The 14,359-nt window shown below is 55.2% G+C and carries 24 protein-coding genes and 1 riboswitch; of the genes, 23 read left to right on the top strand and 1 reads right to left on the bottom strand.

Annotated elements, in window-relative coordinates; genetic code table 11:
- Window positions 1-4: 4 nt before the first annotated feature.
- The 23 genes from rplV to Q8K09_RS18385 all read left to right on the top strand — a co-directional run bounded on the left by rplV (window position 5) and on the right by Q8K09_RS18385 (window position 12,164).
- Window positions 5-337, top strand: coding sequence for a 50S ribosomal protein L22 (rplV, locus tag Q8K09_RS18495; protein WP_079204524.1), 333 nt, complete (start codon window positions 5-7; stop codon window positions 335-337).
- Window positions 338-350: 13 nt separating this feature from the next.
- Complete coding sequence (gene rpsC / locus Q8K09_RS18490; protein WP_027982006.1) at window positions 351-1,037, top strand: 30S ribosomal protein S3; 687 nt, start codon at window positions 351-353, stop codon at window positions 1,035-1,037.
- Between the two features lie 12 nt (window positions 1,038-1,049).
- Window positions 1,050-1,463 carry a 50S ribosomal protein L16 gene (rplP, locus tag Q8K09_RS18485; protein WP_042552939.1) on the top strand — a complete coding sequence of 138 codons (414 nt, stop codon included), beginning with the start codon at window positions 1,050-1,052 and terminating at the stop codon, window positions 1,461-1,463.
- Window positions 1,463-1,654, top strand: a complete 192-nt coding sequence (gene rpmC / locus Q8K09_RS18480; protein WP_002555481.1) for a 50S ribosomal protein L29 — start codon at window positions 1,463-1,465, stop codon at window positions 1,652-1,654. The genes rplP and rpmC overlap by 1 nt, the downstream gene beginning before the upstream one ends.
- Before the next feature lie 2 nt (window positions 1,655-1,656).
- On the top strand, window positions 1,657-1,923 hold the full coding sequence (gene rpsQ, locus Q8K09_RS18475) for a 30S ribosomal protein S17 (protein WP_025167719.1): 267 nt from the start codon (window positions 1,657-1,659) through the stop codon (window positions 1,921-1,923).
- A gap of 22 nt (window positions 1,924-1,945) precedes the next feature.
- Window positions 1,946-2,314, top strand: coding sequence for a 50S ribosomal protein L14 (gene rplN / locus Q8K09_RS18470; RefSeq protein WP_003289207.1), 369 nt, complete (start codon window positions 1,946-1,948; stop codon window positions 2,312-2,314).
- Window positions 2,315-2,325: 11 nt separating this feature from the next.
- Window positions 2,326-2,640, top strand: a complete 315-nt coding sequence (gene rplX, locus Q8K09_RS18465; RefSeq protein ID WP_305256450.1) for a 50S ribosomal protein L24 — start codon at window positions 2,326-2,328, stop codon at window positions 2,638-2,640.
- 20 nt (window positions 2,641-2,660) lie between these two features.
- The gene (gene rplE / locus Q8K09_RS18460) at window positions 2,661-3,200 is read left to right on the top strand and encodes a 50S ribosomal protein L5 (RefSeq protein ID WP_305256448.1); all 540 of its coding nucleotides are present in this window, start codon (window positions 2,661-2,663) and stop codon (window positions 3,198-3,200) included.
- Between the two features lie 13 nt (window positions 3,201-3,213).
- A complete protein-coding gene (gene rpsN, locus Q8K09_RS18455) occupies window positions 3,214-3,519 on the top strand; it encodes a 30S ribosomal protein S14 (protein ID WP_305256447.1) in 306 nt (101 codons plus the stop codon).
- A 203-nt stretch (window positions 3,520-3,722) separates the two neighbouring features.
- Window positions 3,723-4,115 carry a 30S ribosomal protein S8 gene (rpsH, locus tag Q8K09_RS18450; protein ID WP_069519903.1) on the top strand — a complete coding sequence of 131 codons (393 nt, stop codon included), beginning with the start codon at window positions 3,723-3,725 and terminating at the stop codon, window positions 4,113-4,115.
- 12 nt (window positions 4,116-4,127) lie between these two features.
- A complete protein-coding gene (gene rplF / locus Q8K09_RS18445) occupies window positions 4,128-4,661 on the top strand; it encodes a 50S ribosomal protein L6 (RefSeq protein WP_305256446.1) in 534 nt (177 codons plus the stop codon).
- A gap of 10 nt (window positions 4,662-4,671) precedes the next feature.
- A complete protein-coding gene (gene rplR / locus Q8K09_RS18440; protein WP_036999709.1) occupies window positions 4,672-5,022 on the top strand; it encodes a 50S ribosomal protein L18 in 351 nt (116 codons plus the stop codon).
- A gap of 3 nt (window positions 5,023-5,025) precedes the next feature.
- Entirely contained in the window at window positions 5,026-5,526 is a 501-nt protein-coding gene (gene rpsE / locus Q8K09_RS18435) for a 30S ribosomal protein S5 (protein ID WP_305256445.1), read from the top strand.
- A gap of 2 nt (window positions 5,527-5,528) precedes the next feature.
- On the top strand, window positions 5,529-5,708 hold the full coding sequence (gene rpmD, locus Q8K09_RS18430) for a 50S ribosomal protein L30 (RefSeq protein ID WP_079204534.1): 180 nt from the start codon (window positions 5,529-5,531) through the stop codon (window positions 5,706-5,708).
- A gap of 3 nt (window positions 5,709-5,711) precedes the next feature.
- Window positions 5,712-6,146, top strand: coding sequence for a 50S ribosomal protein L15 (rplO, locus tag Q8K09_RS18425; RefSeq protein ID WP_305256444.1), 435 nt, complete (start codon window positions 5,712-5,714; stop codon window positions 6,144-6,146).
- On the top strand, window positions 6,147-7,475 hold the full coding sequence (gene secY, locus Q8K09_RS18420; protein WP_305256443.1) for a preprotein translocase subunit SecY: 1,329 nt from the start codon (window positions 6,147-6,149) through the stop codon (window positions 7,473-7,475).
- Between the two features lie 28 nt (window positions 7,476-7,503).
- Window positions 7,504-7,620, top strand: a complete 117-nt coding sequence (gene rpmJ / locus Q8K09_RS18415) for a 50S ribosomal protein L36 (RefSeq protein ID WP_002555468.1) — start codon at window positions 7,504-7,506, stop codon at window positions 7,618-7,620.
- Window positions 7,621-7,751: 131 nt separating this feature from the next.
- On the top strand, window positions 7,752-8,108 hold the full coding sequence (gene rpsM, locus Q8K09_RS18410; RefSeq protein ID WP_305256442.1) for a 30S ribosomal protein S13: 357 nt from the start codon (window positions 7,752-7,754) through the stop codon (window positions 8,106-8,108).
- A 30-nt stretch (window positions 8,109-8,138) separates the two neighbouring features.
- A complete protein-coding gene (gene rpsK / locus Q8K09_RS18405; protein WP_079204538.1) occupies window positions 8,139-8,528 on the top strand; it encodes a 30S ribosomal protein S11 in 390 nt (129 codons plus the stop codon).
- 17 nt (window positions 8,529-8,545) lie between these two features.
- Window positions 8,546-9,166 carry a 30S ribosomal protein S4 gene (rpsD, locus tag Q8K09_RS18400; protein WP_305256441.1) on the top strand — a complete coding sequence of 207 codons (621 nt, stop codon included), beginning with the start codon at window positions 8,546-8,548 and terminating at the stop codon, window positions 9,164-9,166.
- 22 nt (window positions 9,167-9,188) lie between these two features.
- Window positions 9,189-10,190 (top strand): DNA-directed RNA polymerase subunit alpha, encoded by a 1,002-nt coding sequence (gene rpoA, locus Q8K09_RS18395; protein ID WP_305256440.1) that lies wholly within the window; start codon window positions 9,189-9,191, stop codon window positions 10,188-10,190.
- Between the two features lie 42 nt (window positions 10,191-10,232).
- Complete coding sequence (gene rplQ, locus Q8K09_RS18390; protein ID WP_305256439.1) at window positions 10,233-10,619, top strand: 50S ribosomal protein L17; 387 nt, start codon at window positions 10,233-10,235, stop codon at window positions 10,617-10,619.
- A gap of 165 nt (window positions 10,620-10,784) precedes the next feature.
- Complete coding sequence (locus Q8K09_RS18385) at window positions 10,785-12,164, top strand: Na+/H+ antiporter NhaC family protein (RefSeq protein WP_305256437.1); 1,380 nt, start codon at window positions 10,785-10,787, stop codon at window positions 12,162-12,164.
- Between the two features lie 369 nt (window positions 12,165-12,533).
- Here Q8K09_RS18385 and Q8K09_RS18380 read toward each other — a convergent pair whose 3' ends face one another.
- The gene (locus Q8K09_RS18380; protein ID WP_305256436.1) at window positions 12,534-13,973 is read right to left on the bottom strand and encodes a TolC family outer membrane protein; all 1,440 of its coding nucleotides are present in this window, start codon (window positions 13,971-13,973) and stop codon (window positions 12,534-12,536) included.
- Between the two features lie 221 nt (window positions 13,974-14,194).
- A riboswitch (TPP riboswitch) is annotated at window positions 14,195-14,301 on the top strand.
- The last annotated feature ends 58 nt before the right edge of the window (window positions 14,302-14,359 follow it).

Genomic DNA, 14,359 nt, shown 5'->3' with positions numbered 1-14,359 from the left:
GGAAATGGAAGTAGCCGCTAAGTTGTCGGGCGCTCGAATCTCCGCCCAGAAAGCCCGCTTGGTCGCCGACCAGATCCGCGGGAAGAAGGTGGGCGAAGCGCTCAATCTGTTGGCTTTCAGCAGTAAGAAAGCCGCCGACATCATCAAGAAAGTGCTGGAGTCGGCTGTAGCCAACGCCGAGCATAACGAAGGCGCAGACGTTGATGACCTTAAGGTCAGCACCGTTTTCGTCAACGAAGGGCGTTCGCTGAAGCGAATCATGCCGCGTGCCAAAGGCCGCGCTGATCGCATCGTCAAGCGGTCTTGCCATATCACTGTCAAGGTTGCGGACAAGTAACGGAGTCGATCAGATGGGTCAGAAAGTACATCCCATTGGCATTCGCCTGGGAATCGTCAAGGAGCACACCTCCGTCTGGTACGCAGACGGTCGGACTTATGCGGACTATTTGTTCGCTGATCTGAAGGTGCGCGAATACCTCCAAGACAAACTAAAAAGCGCGTCCGTAAGCCGTATCGATATCCATCGCCCGGCTCAGACTGCACGCATCACCATCCACACCGCCCGTCCAGGTATCGTGATTGGCAAAAAAGGTGAAGATGTTGAGAAGCTGCGTCAGGACCTGACCAAGCAAATGGGTGTGCCTGTGCACATCAATATCGAAGAGATCCGTAAGCCGGAGCTCGACGGTATGCTGGTTGCGCAGAGCGTAGCTCAGCAGCTGGAGCGTCGTGTGATGTTCCGTCGCGCTATGAAGCGCGCTGTACAGAACGCCATGCGCATTGGTGCCAAAGGCATCAAAATCCAAGTGAGCGGTCGTCTCGGCGGTGCTGAAATTGCCCGTACCGAATGGTATCGCGAAGGTCGTGTGCCGTTGCACACCCTGCGTGCCGATATCGACTATGCCACGTACGAAGCGCACACCACTTATGGTGTGATCGGTGTCAAGGTTTGGATCTTCAAAGGCGAAGTAATTGGTGGTCGCCAAGAAGAACTGAAACCGCAGGCACCTGCGCCTCGTAAAAAAGCTGCTAAGTAAGGGGTACGCCAAATGTTGCAACCAAAGCGTACGAAGTTCCGTAAGCAGATGACCGGCCACAACCGTGGTCTGGCTCAGCGCGGTAGCAAAGTCAGCTTCGGCGAATTCGCCCTGAAGTCTGTTGCCCGCGGTCGTCTCACCGCCCGTCAGATTGAGTCCGCTCGTCGTGCTCTGACTCGTCACGTTAAGCGTGGCGGGAAAATCTGGATTCGCGTTTTCCCGGACAAGCCAGTTACCAAGAAGCCTCTCGAAGTGCGGATGGGTAAAGGGAAGGGTAGCGTTGAGTATTGGGTAGCCCAGATCCAGCCAGGCAAAGTCCTGTATGAGATCGAAGGCGTTTCCGAAGAGTTGGCGCGTGAGGCTTTCGCCCTGGCTGCTGCAAAGCTGCCGCTCGCCACCACTTTTGTTAAGCGGACGGTGATGTGATGAAGGCGAATGAACTTCGTGAAAAATCAGCACAGCAGCTGAACGAGCAACTGCTCGGCCTGCTGCGCGACCAGTTCAATCTGCGTATGCAGAAAGCAACTGGCCAGTTGGGGCAGTCTCACCTGCTCTCGCAAGTTAAGCGCGATATTGCTCGTGTGAAGACTGTGCTCAATCAGCAGGCAGGTAAGTGATCATGGCTGAAGCCGAAAAAACAGTCCGTACGCTGACCGGCCGTGTCGTCAGCGACAAGATGGACAAGACCATCACCGTATTGATCGAGCGTCGCGTTAAGCACCCGATCTACGGTAAATATGTCAAGCGTTCGACCAAGCTGCACGCGCACGACGAAAGCAACCAGTGCCACATCGGTGACAAGGTTTCCATCCGTGAAACCCGTCCCGTAGCCAAGACCAAATCTTGGGCGCTGGTTGAAGTTCTCGAACGCGCAGTGGAAGTCTAAGGACTAGGGGTCGGAGAAATATATGATTCAGACTCAATCCATGCTCGACGTCGCTGACAACAGCGGTGCTCGACGCGTTATGTGCATCAAGGTGTTGGGCGGTTCTCATCGCCGTTACGCTGGCATCGGCGACATCATCAAAGTGACCGTCAAGGAAGCAATTCCGCGCGGTAAAGTGAAAAAGGGTCAAGTGATGACTGCTGTTGTAGTCCGCACTCGTCACGGCGTTCGTCGCCCTGATGGCTCGATCATTCGCTTCGATGGCAACGCTGCTGTTCTGCTGAACAACAAGCAAGAGCCGATCGGCACCCGTATTTTTGGGCCAGTGACTCGTGAACTTCGCTCTGAGAAGTTCATGAAGATCGTCTCGCTCGCCCCTGAAGTGCTCTAAGGAGATCCGACATGCAAAAGATTCGTCGTGACGACGAGATCATCGTGATCGCCGGTAAAGACAAAGGTAAGCGTGGCAAGGTGCTGAAGGTTCTCGTTGACGACCGTCTGGTCGTTGGCGGGATCAACCTGGTGAAGCGCCATACCAAGCCGAACCCGATGTCGGGCGTTCAGGGCGGTATCATCGAGAAAGAAGCGCCTCTGCACGCTTCCAACGTGGCCATCTTCAACGGTGAAACCAACAAGGCTGATCGCGTTGGTTTCAAAGTTGAAGAAGGTAAAAAAATTCGTGTCTTCAAGTCGACCCAAAAAGCGGTTGATGCTTGAACACTGCTAGGTAGAAGACCATGGCACGACTAAAAGAGATTTACCGGAAAGAAATCGCGCCGAAGCTTAAGGAAGAACTTAAGCTCGCTAACGTGATGGAAGTTCCGCGCATCACCAAGATCACCCTGAACATGGGCTTGGGCGAAGCGATCGGTGACAAGAAAGTCATCGAGAACGCTGTTGCCGACCTGGAAAAGATCACCGGTCAGAAAGTCGTAGTGACTCATGCCCGTAAGTCGATTGCAGGTTTCAAGCTGCGTGAAGGTTGGCCGATCGGCGTCAAGGTAACCCTGCGTCGCGATCGTATGTACGAATTCCTGGATCGTCTGCTGTCTATCTCCCTGCCGCGCGTGCGTGACTTCCGCGGCCTGAATGCCAAGTCCTTTGATGGTCGCGGCAATTACAGCATGGGCGTTAAAGAGCAGATCATCTTCCCGGAAATCGACTACGACAAGATCGATGCCCTGCGTGGTCTGGACATTACCCTGACTACAACTGCGCGTACGGATGACGAGGGTCGTGCTTTGTTGCGCGCCTTCAAATTCCCGTTCCGCAACTGATTGGAGTTGGACCATGGCTAAAATGAGCATGAAAAACCGTGAGCTGAAGCGTCAGCAAACGGTAGCCAAGTACGCTAAAAAGCGTGCTGCGCTGAAAGCTACCATCGCCGATCTGAACGCCACTCCGGAAGCACGGTGGGAAGCTCAGGTAGCTCTGCAGAAGCAGCCGCGTGATGCTAGCGCTTCGCGCCTGCGCAATCGCTGCCGTATTACCGGTCGTCCGCACGGCGTTTATCGCAAGTTCGGTCTGTCGCGTATCAAGCTGCGTGAAGCTGCAATGCGCGGTGACGTACCAGGTCTGGTCAAGGCCAGCTGGTAAGTCGTCGTTCGCTGGGTCTGTTCGGTGGAGATACTGGGCAGATTCAGGCAAGCATTATGAAACAAGCCCCTTTTGGGGCTTGATTCATTTTTGATCAGTCTCTAGAATGTTCGGCTCGCCTGAGTCAGGGCTTTTCAATTGCCCTGCGTTTTGGTGACTCTAGCCGTAAGGCTAATTCTTTTTGTATCAGGAGCGTCTAGCCCATGAGTATGCAGGACCCGTTAGCGGACATGCTAACTCGTATCCGTAATGCCCAGATGGCTGAAAAGTCCGTCGTAAGCATGCCGTCTTCCACGTTGAAGGTGGCTGTAGCCAAAGTCTTGAAAGACGAAGGTTATATCGCGGGATATCAGATCAGTGGCGAAGTTAAGCCACAGCTGTCCATCGAGCTGAAGTATTTCGAAGGCCGTCCGGTCATCGAAGAAGTGAAGCGCGTTAGCCGTCCAGGCCTTCGCCAGTATAAATCCGTTGATGATCTGCCGAAAGTTCGTGGCGGTCTCGGGGTTTCCATCGTCTCCACCAATAAAGGTGTGATGACGGACCGCGCTGCGCGCGCTGCCGGTGTCGGTGGCGAAGTGCTATGCACAGTGTTCTAGGGGGGAATAAGCATGTCTCGCGTTGCTAAGAACCCCGTTACGTTGCCCGCTGGTGTTGAGGTCAGTCTCACCGGTCAGCAGCTGTCGGTAAAGGGTGCCAAGGGTGCTCTAGAACTGAATGTTCACTCGTCCGTTGAGATCCTGCATGAAGCCGGTGAGTTGCGTTTCGCAGCTCGCAATGGTGATCAGCAGACTCGCGCCATGGCCGGCACTACTCGTGCATTGGTCAATAACATGGTGATCGGCGTTAGTACTGGCTTCGAGCGCAAGCTGCAGCTGGTCGGTGTTGGTTACAAGGCGCAAGCCAAAGGTCAGGTGTTGAACCTCGCTCTCGGCTTCTCCCATCCGATCGACTATGAGTTGCCGGAAGGTGTGGTTGCTGAAACCCCGAACCAGACCGAGATCCTGATCAAGGGTGTCGACAAACAACTGGTTGGTCAGGTCGCTGCGGAGATTCGTGACTTCCGTCGTCCTGAACCTTATAAGGGCAAGGGTGTTCGTTACGCAGACGAAGTCGTCCGCCGTAAAGAAGCCAAGAAGAAGTAGGGCATAGCAAATGACCGACAAAAAAGTTACTCGACTGCGTCGCGCTCGCAAGGCACGCCTGAAAATGCACGAGCTCGAAGCTGTGCGTCTCTGCGTGTATCGCTCTTCGCAGCACATCTATGCCCAGGTCATTTCGGCCGACGGCAGCAAGGTTCTGGCCAGCGCCTCTACCTTGGACAAAGCACTGCGTGATGGTGCCACTGGCAACATCGACGCGGCCAAGAAAGTTGGCGAGCTGGTTGCCGAGCGTGCGAAAGCCGCTGGGGTTACTCAGGTTGCATTCGACCGTTCTGGCTTCAAGTACCACGGCCGCGTTAAGGCGCTGGCTGATGCTGCTCGTGAAGGCGGGCTGGAGTTCTAAGTTATGGCAAATAACGACCAAAAGCGCGACGAAGGCTATATCGAGAAGCTGGTACAGGTTAACCGTGTTGCCAAAACCGTAAAGGGTGGCCGTATTTTCACTTTCACTGCGTTGACCGTAGTGGGTGATGGTAAGGGTCGCGTTGGTTTCGGCCGTGGAAAATCCCGTGAAGTGCCAGCTGCTATCCAGAAAGCTATGGAAGCTGCTCGTCGCAACATGATCCAGGTGGACCTGAACGGCACCACTCTGCAGTACGCAATGAAATCTGCACATGGCGCCTCCAAGGTGTACATGCAGCCGGCTTCCGAGGGTACCGGCATTATTGCTGGTGGCGCTATGCGTGCTGTTCTAGAAGTGGCTGGTGTACAAAACGTTCTGGCTAAATGCTACGGCTCGACTAACCCCGTGAACGTGGTGCATGCCACTTTCAAAGGTTTGAAAGCTATGCAGTCGCCTGATTCCATTGCGGCCAAGCGTGGCAAGAGCGTCGAGGAGATTCTCTAATCATGGCTAATACCGTAAAAGTCACGCTGATCAAAAGCATGACCGGCCGCATTCCCAACCATAAGCTTTGTGTGAAGGGTTTGGGTCTGCGTCGCATTGGTCACACCGTAGAAGTGCTGGATACTCCCGAGAATCGCGGGATGATCAACAAGGCTTACTACATGCTGCGAGTCGAGGGTTAATTCATGTACCTGAACGATTTGAGTCCTGCGCCGGGTTCCCGTCGCGAGAAGCACCGTCCGGGCCGTGGTATCGGTAGTGGGTTGGGTAAGACTGGTGGCCGCGGCCACAAGGGTCAATCCTCCCGCTCCGGTGGTTCCATTGCTCCGGGTTTTGAAGGCGGCCAGCAGCCTCTGCACCGTCGTTTGCCCAAGTTCGGTTTCGTTTCCTTGAAGGCTATGGATCGCGCAGAAGTGCGTACTTCTGAGCTGAACAAGGTCGAAGGCGGGGTAATTACTCTGCAAACGCTGAAGGATGCCAACCTGATTAACCAACATGTACGGCGTGTGAAAGTCATGCTGTCCGGTGAGGTTACTTGCGCTGTCACCCTTAAAGGTATCGCTGCCACCAAAGGTGCGCGTGCGGCTATTGAAGCAGCTGGCGGTAAGTTCGAGGAATAAATGGCTAAGCAAGGTGCTCTCTCAGCGCTCAGCAATGGCGGGTTATCCGAGCTCTGGGCTCGTCTGCGCTTTCTGTTCATGGCGATTATCGTCTACCGGATTGGCGCACACATCCCAGTTCCAGGCATCAATCCGGACCGGTTGGCGGACCTGTTTCGACAGAATGAGGGGACCATTCTTAGCTTGTTCAACATGTTTTCCGGTGGTGCGCTTGAGCGCATGAGCATTTTTGCATTGGGGATCATGCCGTATATTTCGGCGTCGATCATCATGCAGCTCATGACCGCTGTTAGCCCACAGTTGGAGCAGTTGAAGAAGGAAGGTGAGGCTGGTCGTCGCAAGATCAGCCAATACACCCGCTACGGCACCCTAGTCTTGGCATTCGTTCAAGCAATCGGCATGTCCGTTGGCTTGGCGAGTCAGGGCGTCGCGTTTTCAGGCGATTTCGGCTTCCACTTCGTTGCAGTCACCACGTTTGTGGCGGGTGCGATGTTTATGATGTGGCTAGGCGAGCAGATCACTGAGCGTGGTGTTGGCAACGGTATTTCGATGCTGATTTTTGCGGGCATCGTAGCCGGTCTGCCGTCGGCAATCGGGCAGTCTTTCGAGTCTGCTCGCCAGGGTGATATCAATATCTTTGCCTTGATTGCCATCGGTTTGTTGGCAGTAGCGATTATCGGTTTTGTGGTGTTCATTGAGCGTGGCCAGCGTCGTATCGCGGTGCACTACGCCAAGCGTCAGCAGGGCCGTAAGGTCTTTGCTGCGCAGACCAGCCACTTGCCGTTGAAGGTGAATATGGCGGGGGTTATCCCGGCCATTTTCGCCAGCAGCCTTCTGTTGTTCCCGGCCTCGCTGGGTGCCTGGTTTGGTCAGTCTGAGGGTATGGGCTGGCTGCAGGATATTTCACAGGCTATCGCTCCTGGTCAGCCGTTGAACATTTTGCTGTTTAGTGCGGGGATCGTTTTCTTTTGCTTCTTCTACACAGCATTGATGTTCAATCCGAAAGACGTAGCGGAAAACCTGAAGAAGTCCGGTGCCTTTATTCCGGGTATCCGTCCAGGTGAGCAGTCGGCGCGCTATATCGATGGCGTGTTGACTCGTTTGACCATGTTCGGTGCTCTGTACATGACGGCCGTTTGCCTGTTGCCCCAGTTTCTGGTGGTGGCGGCTAACGTACCGTTCTATCTTGGCGGGACCTCGTTGCTGATCGTCGTAGTGGTTGTGATGGACTTTATGTCGCAAGTACAATCGCACCTCGTTTCGCACCAGTACGAATCCCTGATGAAGAAAGCCAACCTGAAGGGCCACGGCAGCGGCATGATGCGCTGAAGTGCCCATAAGGTTCGAGGAGTTGGTGATGAAAGTTCGTGCATCGGTGAAAAAGCTGTGCCGTAACTGCAAGATTATTCGTCGTGAAGGTGTCGTTCGAGTTATCTGCAGCGCGGAGCCGCGTCACAAACAGCGCCAAGGCTGAGTGTGATTTAAGATACAAGCCCGGCAGCTAGTGCGCTGCCGGGTTGATTATTTGTTTCTACAGCGCTAATATCTCGCGCCTCATTTCTTGGCTTCCGGGGCGTAGGTAGCTGTCAATTGGAGTTCCACTGAATGGCCCGTATTGCAGGCGTAAACATTCCGGATAACAAGCACACTGTTATCTCGTTGACCTACATCTTTGGTGTTGGTCGCACTACCGCGCAGAAAATCTGTGCGGCTGCTGGTGTTAATCCGGCAGTGAAGATCAAGGATCTCTCTGACGAGCAGATCGAGCAGCTGCGTGGCGAAGTCTCCAAGGTGAATACCGAAGGTGACCTGCGTCGTGAAGTGAACATGAAAATCAAGCGCTTGATGGACTTGGGCTGCTACCGCGGCCTGCGTCATCGTCGTGGTCTGCCGGTTCGCGGTCAGCGTACCAAGACCAACGCGCGTACCCGTAAGGGCCCGCGTAAGCCGATCCGCAAGTAATCGCATTCGCGCATCGACAGGAATTTAGTCATGGCAAAACCTGCTGCTCGTACTCGTAAGAAAGTCAAAAAGACAGTGGTTGATGGCATCGCCCACATCCACGCTTCCTTTAACAACACAATCGTGACCATTACTGACCGTCAGGGCAACGCCCTGTCTTGGGCCACTTCTGGTGGTTCAGGCTTCCGCGGCTCGCGTAAAAGCACCCCGTTCGCTGCCCAGGTGGCTGCTGAACGTGCTGGTCAAGCTGCGCTGGAATTCGGTCTGAAGAACCTCGACGTTAACGTCAAGGGTCCAGGTCCGGGTCGTGAGTCCGCTGTTCGTGCATTGAACGGCTGCGGATACAAGATCGCCAGCATTACCGATGTGACACCCATCCCGCACAACGGATGCCGTCCTTCGAAGAAGCGTCGCGTGTAATCAGGAGACAGTGAGAAATGGCTCGTTACATTGGTCCCAAATGCAAACTGTCTCGTCGTGAAGGCACTGATCTTTTCCTGAAAAGTGGCGTACGCGCCCTGGAATCGAAGTGCAACATCGAAGCAGCCCCAGGTATCCACGGTCAGCGCCGTGGCCGTCAGTCCGACTACGGCACCCAGCTGCGTGAAAAGCAAAAAGTTCGTCGTATCTACGGTGTTCTTGAGCGTCAGTTCAGTGGTTATTACAAAGAAGCAGCCGGCAAGAAAGGTGCTACTGGTGAGAACCTGTTGCAACTGCTCGAGTGCCGTCTGGATAACGTGGTTTACCGCATGGGTTACGGTGCTACTCGCGCCGAATCCCGTCAGCTGGTTTCGCACAAAGCGATCAGCGTAAACGGTAAAACTGTAAACGTGCCGTCTTACCAGGTTAAAGCTGGCGACGTCGTTGCAGTTCGCGAGAAGTCGAAGAATCAGCTGCGCATTGTTCAGGCTCTTGAGCTGTGTGCCCAGCGTGGCCGCGTTGAATGGGTAGAAGTAGACATTGAGAAGAAGTCCGGCGTATTTAAAGCCGTGCCTATTCGCAGTGATCTGTCCGCTGACATCAACGAAAGCCTGATTGTCGAGCTCTACTCCAAGTAAGGGCTAGAAAATAGGTGCATCCATGCAGATTTCGGTAAATGAGTTCCTGACCCCCCGCCATATTGATGTGCAGGTGGTCAGTCCGACCCGCGCCAAGATTACGCTCGAGCCTCTCGAGCGTGGCTTTGGCCACACCTTGGGCAACGCGCTGCGCCGCATCCTGTTGTCCTCTATGCCTGGCTGTGCAGTAGTCGAGGCCGAGATTGACGGTGTACTCCATGAGTACAGCGCCATTGAAGGTATTCAGGAAGATGTCATTGAAATCCTGCTTAACCTGAAAGGTCTGGCTATAAAGTTGCACGGTCGCGACGAAGTTACGCTGACTCTGGCGAAGAAGGGCTCGGGTGTAGTTACCGCTGCCGATATTCAGCTGGATCATGATGTCGAAATCGTCAACGGCGACCACGTGATCGCCAACATGGCCTCCACTGGCGTGCTGAACATGAGGCTCACAGTAGCTCGTGGTCGCGGCTATGAGCCGGCTGATGCTCGTCAGAGCGATGAAGATGAAAGCCGCAGCATTGGTCGCTTGCAGCTGGATGCTTCGTTCAGCCCGGTCCGCCGTGTGTCGTACGTGGTAGAGAACGCTCGTGTTGAGCAGCGGACTAACTTGGACAAGTTGGTTATTGACCTGGAGACCAACGGTACTCTGGATCCTGAAGAGGCTATTCGTCGTGCTGCAACCATTCTGCAACAGCAGTTGGCTGCATTCGTCGACCTCAAGGGTGACAGTGAGCCTGTGGTTATCGAGCAGGAAGACGAAATTGATCCAATCTTGCTTCGTCCGGTTGATGACCTGGAATTGACTGTACGTTCGGCGAACTGCCTCAAGGCAGAGAACATCTACTACATCGGCGACCTGATTCAGCGCACCGAAGTAGAACTGTTGAAAACGCCGAACCTGGGCAAGAAATCCCTGACTGAAATCAAGGACGTTCTGGCTTCTCGCGGTCTTTCCCTCGGTATGCGCCTCGACAATTGGCCACCGGCAAGTCTGAAGAAAGACGATAAGGCTACTGCCTGATCGTCATCATCACCGAACTTCAGTTTGGTAAGGAATTGAACCATGCGTCATCGTAAAAGTGGCCGTCACCTCAGCCGCACCAGCGCACACCGTAAGGCTATGTTCCAGAACATGGCGGTGTCGCTGTTCGAGCATGAGCTGATCAAAACTACTCTGCCGAAAGCCAAAGAGCTGCGTCGCGTTGCCGAGCCGCTGATTACTCTGGCTAAAGAAGACAGTGTTGCAAACCGTCGTCTGGCCTTCGACCGTACGCGTTCGAAAGCCATTGTCGGTAAGTTGTTTAACGACCTGGGCAAGCGTTATGCCACCCGTCAGGGCGGTTATCTGCGTATCCTCAAGTGTGGTTTCCGCACTGGCGACAATGCTCCGATGGCCTATGTTGAGCTGGTTGACCGTCAGGTCGCTGGTGCAGCTGTAGACGCCGAGTAAGTTGTAGGTTGTAGAAAAAACCGGGCCTTGGCCCGGTTTTTTTGTTTCTGGGCTGAATGATATTCTGAACGTGTTGTTTGATATTGTGTGCGGAAGCCGGCTCGGGTAAGGTTCAGGGGTCTTTGATCCCGCCGTCCTGCGGCCCCAATAAGAACAATTGCCACCATGTCCGAACCTAGCGCTTTGAGTCTGATCCCTCCCGTTGTCGTATTGATCCTGGCTATCTTCCTGCGACGCCCCATCCTTGCCCTGATTCTGGGCGCTGTATCCGGTTTACTGCTGCTCTCGCCAGGTGAGTCACTAAACAACTTCTCCGAAATTTCTCTCAGGGTGATGCAGGACGAAACCATTGGTTGGTTGATCCTGGTTTGCGGTAGCTTCGGCGCATTGATCGCGCTACTGGTCCGCACTGGTGGTGCCCTGGCTTTCGGTCGTGCGGCATTGAAGCTGGCAAGGGGGCGGCGTTCTTCGCTGCTGATGACCGTTGCCCTAGGGGTGGTTATCTTCGTTGATGACTACCTCAATGCTCTGACTGTGGGCGAAACCATGAAGCGGGTTACCGATCGCTTCAAGATCTCCCGCGAGATGCTCGCCTACGTGGTGGACTCTACTGCGGCACCTATTTGTGTTCTGGTACCGCTGTCGACCTGGGCTGTGTTCTTTGGCGGCCTGCTGGAGAGCAACGATATCGCCGCCACCGGCCAGGGCATCAGCGTGTATATCCAAGCCATTCCCTACATGCTCTACGCCTGGTTCGCGGTGATTCTGGTGGTGCTGGTTGCCGCCGGAGTGGTGCCTGCGATTGGTCCCATGCGCAAGGCCGAGATGCTGGCGAGTCACGGCTCGGTTGGCGCCATGCATGTCGGCGAGGTCAGCCCTGAGCATAACTACTCGATGAAATCCCTGGAGGATGAATTTGAGGGGGCGGACAAGGAGGGCGGCAAGCTCTACAACTTCCTGGTGCCGCTGCTGATGCTGATTGGCTTCACTGTCTATTTTGATATTGATGTATGGATGGGCATGCTGGCCACCCTGGCGATTACCGTGCCTTTCTACATGCTGCAGCGTTTGATGCCCTTGTCCGAAATGCTCGATCAGATGGTGGATGGGGTCAAAACCATGCTGCCGGCAATCGGTATCGTGGTTGCTGCCTTTATCTTCAAGGATGTGTGCGATCAGTTGATGCTGCCGCAATACGTGGTGGAGTCGCTCAAACCGTACATGAGCCCGCAGATGTTACCGGCCATGGTGTTCCTGGCTATGGCCGTGTTGGCCTTCGCTACGGGTTCGTCCTGGGGCATCTTCGCGGTGACTATTCCCATAGTCATGCCTTTGGCTTATGCGCTACAGGCGGATATTCCATTGACCATTGGTGCTTTGCTGTCGGCGTCGGCTTTCGGCAGTCAGGCCTGTTTCTATAGTGATTCCACCGTACTGGCTGCCCAGGGATCGGGTTGCAACCTGATCAGCCATGCCCTGACGCAGTTGCCCTATACCTTGATCGCAGCAGCTCTGGCTTTTGTTGGATTTATCCTGATCGCTTAAGATTCAGGTGCTTGTTCTAGAGGTGCTTGCACGATCGCCAGCAGATGTCTGGTTAGTGACGTGTCGACTCGCGCTGTGGGGCCAGGGAGGTCTGCAAGCACCCTGCGAGCTGTACATGGCATCTGTCTTTACGCTGCGGCCTGCATAGACAGTGGATTTGACCTTCAAAAGCAAACGCCCCGAGCTAGTCGGGGCGTTTGCTTTTGAGGCTTTCCGGCAACGCGAGCTTGCGCGTGGTCTGGAGTGTCGGGATGTGATCTGAGCACGCTAGAGGTGTGTCACTGAACGTGAGCCGCTCAACGTGAGCCGCTCAATCCGAGCGACTCACGTTGAGCGACTCAGCAATCCGAGCGACTCAATCTGAGCGACTCAATAATCCAGATTGCCGCGTAACCGTTGTTCGGCGGCCTTGGCCAGGTCGGGCGGAAGGAAGTCACGATCAGGGTCGTAGTCCGACTTGAGGTATTGCTCCAAGGCTTCCAGATCGGCTGGGCTCAAGGTGCCGGCAGCCTGCTTGAGACGCAGGTTGTTGAGGATGTAGTCGTAGCGGGCAAAGTTATAGGTACGCACCGAGTTGTACAGTTGGCGTTGCGCATCAAGTACGTCGACGATATTGCGGGTGCCGACCTGATAGCCGATTTCCGTGGCTTCCAGGGCGCTTTGGTTGGATATGATCGATTGTTTGCGCGCCTGTACGGTTTCCACGTCGGTATTCACCGCACGGTGCAGGTCACGGGTGTTCTGTACCACCTGGCGGCGCAGGCTTTCGCGCAGTTGTTCGCTCTGGTTGACGCGCTGGTAGGCTTCGCGCACCTGCGAGCTGGTCAGGCCGCCGCTGTACAGAGGGATATTAAGTTGCAGGCCAATCGAACGCTGCTCGACATCGCCGCTGAATGAGTTGCCGCTGCTGGCATTGTTGCTGAAACCAAGGCTGTCGTTGTCACCTTTCTGGTAACTGGCCACTGCGTCCAAGGTCGGGGCATGCCCCGACTTACGCTGGCGCAAGGTTTCTTCGGCAGCGTTCACCGCGTAATTGCTGGCTTGCAAGTTAAGATTCTGCGCGGCGGCAGTATCGACCCAGGCTTTGGCGTCGTTCGGTGTCGGGGGGAGGATCGGCAGGCTGTGCTCGATACCCTCGAGCGCCGGATGCTCACGGTTAGTCAGGGTGATCAGTGCCTGAAATGCATCTTCGACCTGGCGATTGGCGAGGATCCGGTTGGCTCGCGCGGTATCGAAGCCGGCCTGGGCTTCGAGCACATCGGTCTTGTCCGACAGGCCGACATCGAAACGCTCGTTAGCCTGGTCGAGTTGGCGTTTGAAAGCGGCTTCTTCGGCCTTGGTCGAGGCCAGTGTGTCCTGAGCCCTTAGCACCGCGAAATAAGTTTCTGCGCTCTGCAAAATCAGGGTCTGCTCGATGGCAGACAGTTCCAGCGCTGCTTGCTCACTACTGGCTTCGGCAGCCTGCAGCTGGAACCAGCGGTCGGCGCGAAACAACGGCTGACTGAGGTTGGCCTGATACACCGTGCCGCTGCGTGAGACGGTATTGGCGGGTGAGTCGATCTGGGTGCGACTATCGCTCAGATTAGCGCCTGCCGAAAGGTTGGGCAGCAAGCCTGAACGCGCCTGGGGTACGACTTCGCGACGGGCCTGGTAGTCGGCGCGCGCAGCTGCGAGGTCTGCGTTGTTGTCGGCGGCTTCCTGATAGACCGTGACGAGGTCAGTCTTGACGGACGGCGGGAGCTGTTCTGCCCAGGCCAGGCCGGCCGAAGCGGCGGTCACAGCAAGAGTCAGGGAGAGTCTGCGCAACATGGGGGAGGATCCTGAGATTGGCGATTATCGGTAAGGCTAAGCGGCGCTGCCGGGGAGGGTCAAGGCATGCTTTTTGAGCATCGAGTTTAGTTTGCTACAAGCCATGTTGCCTATTCGTAACAATTTGCGCCACAGGACTGCTGTCGTCACTAACCGACGTGCGGGTCATGCTTTTTTGACTCTCTGGTTGGTTTTATCGTGGCGTCTTGATTAGACTGGTCGGGTTCTTGTCGGGGTGCCCCATTTGCGGGGCTGAGATTGGCAGCTGCCGGATCCCGTTGAACCTGATCAGGTTAAGGCCTGCGTAGGGAACAAGATGTCCTCGTCTACTCCCCTGACGAGTCTTCTCGGCACCATTTTCGGTGCACTCCGTACGCGCTCATCCG

Source organism: Pseudomonas sp., from assembly GCF_030683065.1.
Taxonomy (GTDB): domain Bacteria; phylum Pseudomonadota; class Gammaproteobacteria; order Pseudomonadales; family Pseudomonadaceae; genus Aquipseudomonas.
This window is presented reverse-complemented; position numbering and strand designations above follow the sequence as displayed.

What these genes read in the sequence shown, in the direction of transcription:
- rplV (WP_079204524.1), top strand. Translation starts at nt 5, where the DNA reads ATGGAAGTAGCCGCTAAGTTGTCGGGCGCTCGAATCTCCGCCCAGAAA.
- rpsC (WP_027982006.1), top strand. Translation starts at nt 351, where the DNA reads ATGGGTCAGAAAGTACATCCCATTGGCATTCGCCTGGGAATCGTCAAG.
- rplP (WP_042552939.1), top strand. Translation starts at nt 1,050, where the DNA reads ATGTTGCAACCAAAGCGTACGAAGTTCCGTAAGCAGATGACCGGCCAC.
- rpmC (WP_002555481.1), top strand. Translation starts at nt 1,463, where the DNA reads ATGAAGGCGAATGAACTTCGTGAAAAATCAGCACAGCAGCTGAACGAG.
- rpsQ (WP_025167719.1), top strand. Translation starts at nt 1,657, where the DNA reads ATGGCTGAAGCCGAAAAAACAGTCCGTACGCTGACCGGCCGTGTCGTC.
- rplN (WP_003289207.1), top strand. Translation starts at nt 1,946, where the DNA reads ATGATTCAGACTCAATCCATGCTCGACGTCGCTGACAACAGCGGTGCT.
- rplX (WP_305256450.1), top strand. Translation starts at nt 2,326, where the DNA reads ATGCAAAAGATTCGTCGTGACGACGAGATCATCGTGATCGCCGGTAAA.
- rplE (WP_305256448.1), top strand. Translation starts at nt 2,661, where the DNA reads ATGGCACGACTAAAAGAGATTTACCGGAAAGAAATCGCGCCGAAGCTT.
- rpsN (WP_305256447.1), top strand. Translation starts at nt 3,214, where the DNA reads ATGGCTAAAATGAGCATGAAAAACCGTGAGCTGAAGCGTCAGCAAACG.
- rpsH (WP_069519903.1), top strand. Translation starts at nt 3,723, where the DNA reads ATGAGTATGCAGGACCCGTTAGCGGACATGCTAACTCGTATCCGTAAT.
- rplF (WP_305256446.1), top strand. Translation starts at nt 4,128, where the DNA reads ATGTCTCGCGTTGCTAAGAACCCCGTTACGTTGCCCGCTGGTGTTGAG.
- rplR (WP_036999709.1), top strand. Translation starts at nt 4,672, where the DNA reads ATGACCGACAAAAAAGTTACTCGACTGCGTCGCGCTCGCAAGGCACGC.
- rpsE (WP_305256445.1), top strand. Translation starts at nt 5,026, where the DNA reads ATGGCAAATAACGACCAAAAGCGCGACGAAGGCTATATCGAGAAGCTG.
- rpmD (WP_079204534.1), top strand. Translation starts at nt 5,529, where the DNA reads ATGGCTAATACCGTAAAAGTCACGCTGATCAAAAGCATGACCGGCCGC.
- rplO (WP_305256444.1), top strand. Translation starts at nt 5,712, where the DNA reads ATGTACCTGAACGATTTGAGTCCTGCGCCGGGTTCCCGTCGCGAGAAG.
- secY (WP_305256443.1), top strand. Translation starts at nt 6,147, where the DNA reads ATGGCTAAGCAAGGTGCTCTCTCAGCGCTCAGCAATGGCGGGTTATCC.
- rpmJ (WP_002555468.1), top strand. Translation starts at nt 7,504, where the DNA reads ATGAAAGTTCGTGCATCGGTGAAAAAGCTGTGCCGTAACTGCAAGATT.
- rpsM (WP_305256442.1), top strand. Translation starts at nt 7,752, where the DNA reads ATGGCCCGTATTGCAGGCGTAAACATTCCGGATAACAAGCACACTGTT.
- rpsK (WP_079204538.1), top strand. Translation starts at nt 8,139, where the DNA reads ATGGCAAAACCTGCTGCTCGTACTCGTAAGAAAGTCAAAAAGACAGTG.
- rpsD (WP_305256441.1), top strand. Translation starts at nt 8,546, where the DNA reads ATGGCTCGTTACATTGGTCCCAAATGCAAACTGTCTCGTCGTGAAGGC.
- rpoA (WP_305256440.1), top strand. Translation starts at nt 9,189, where the DNA reads ATGCAGATTTCGGTAAATGAGTTCCTGACCCCCCGCCATATTGATGTG.
- rplQ (WP_305256439.1), top strand. Translation starts at nt 10,233, where the DNA reads ATGCGTCATCGTAAAAGTGGCCGTCACCTCAGCCGCACCAGCGCACAC.
- Q8K09_RS18385 (WP_305256437.1), top strand. Translation starts at nt 10,785, where the DNA reads ATGTCCGAACCTAGCGCTTTGAGTCTGATCCCTCCCGTTGTCGTATTG.
- Q8K09_RS18380 (WP_305256436.1), bottom strand. Translation starts at nt 13,973, where the DNA reads ATGTTGCGCAGACTCTCCCTGACTCTTGCTGTGACCGCCGCTTCGGCC.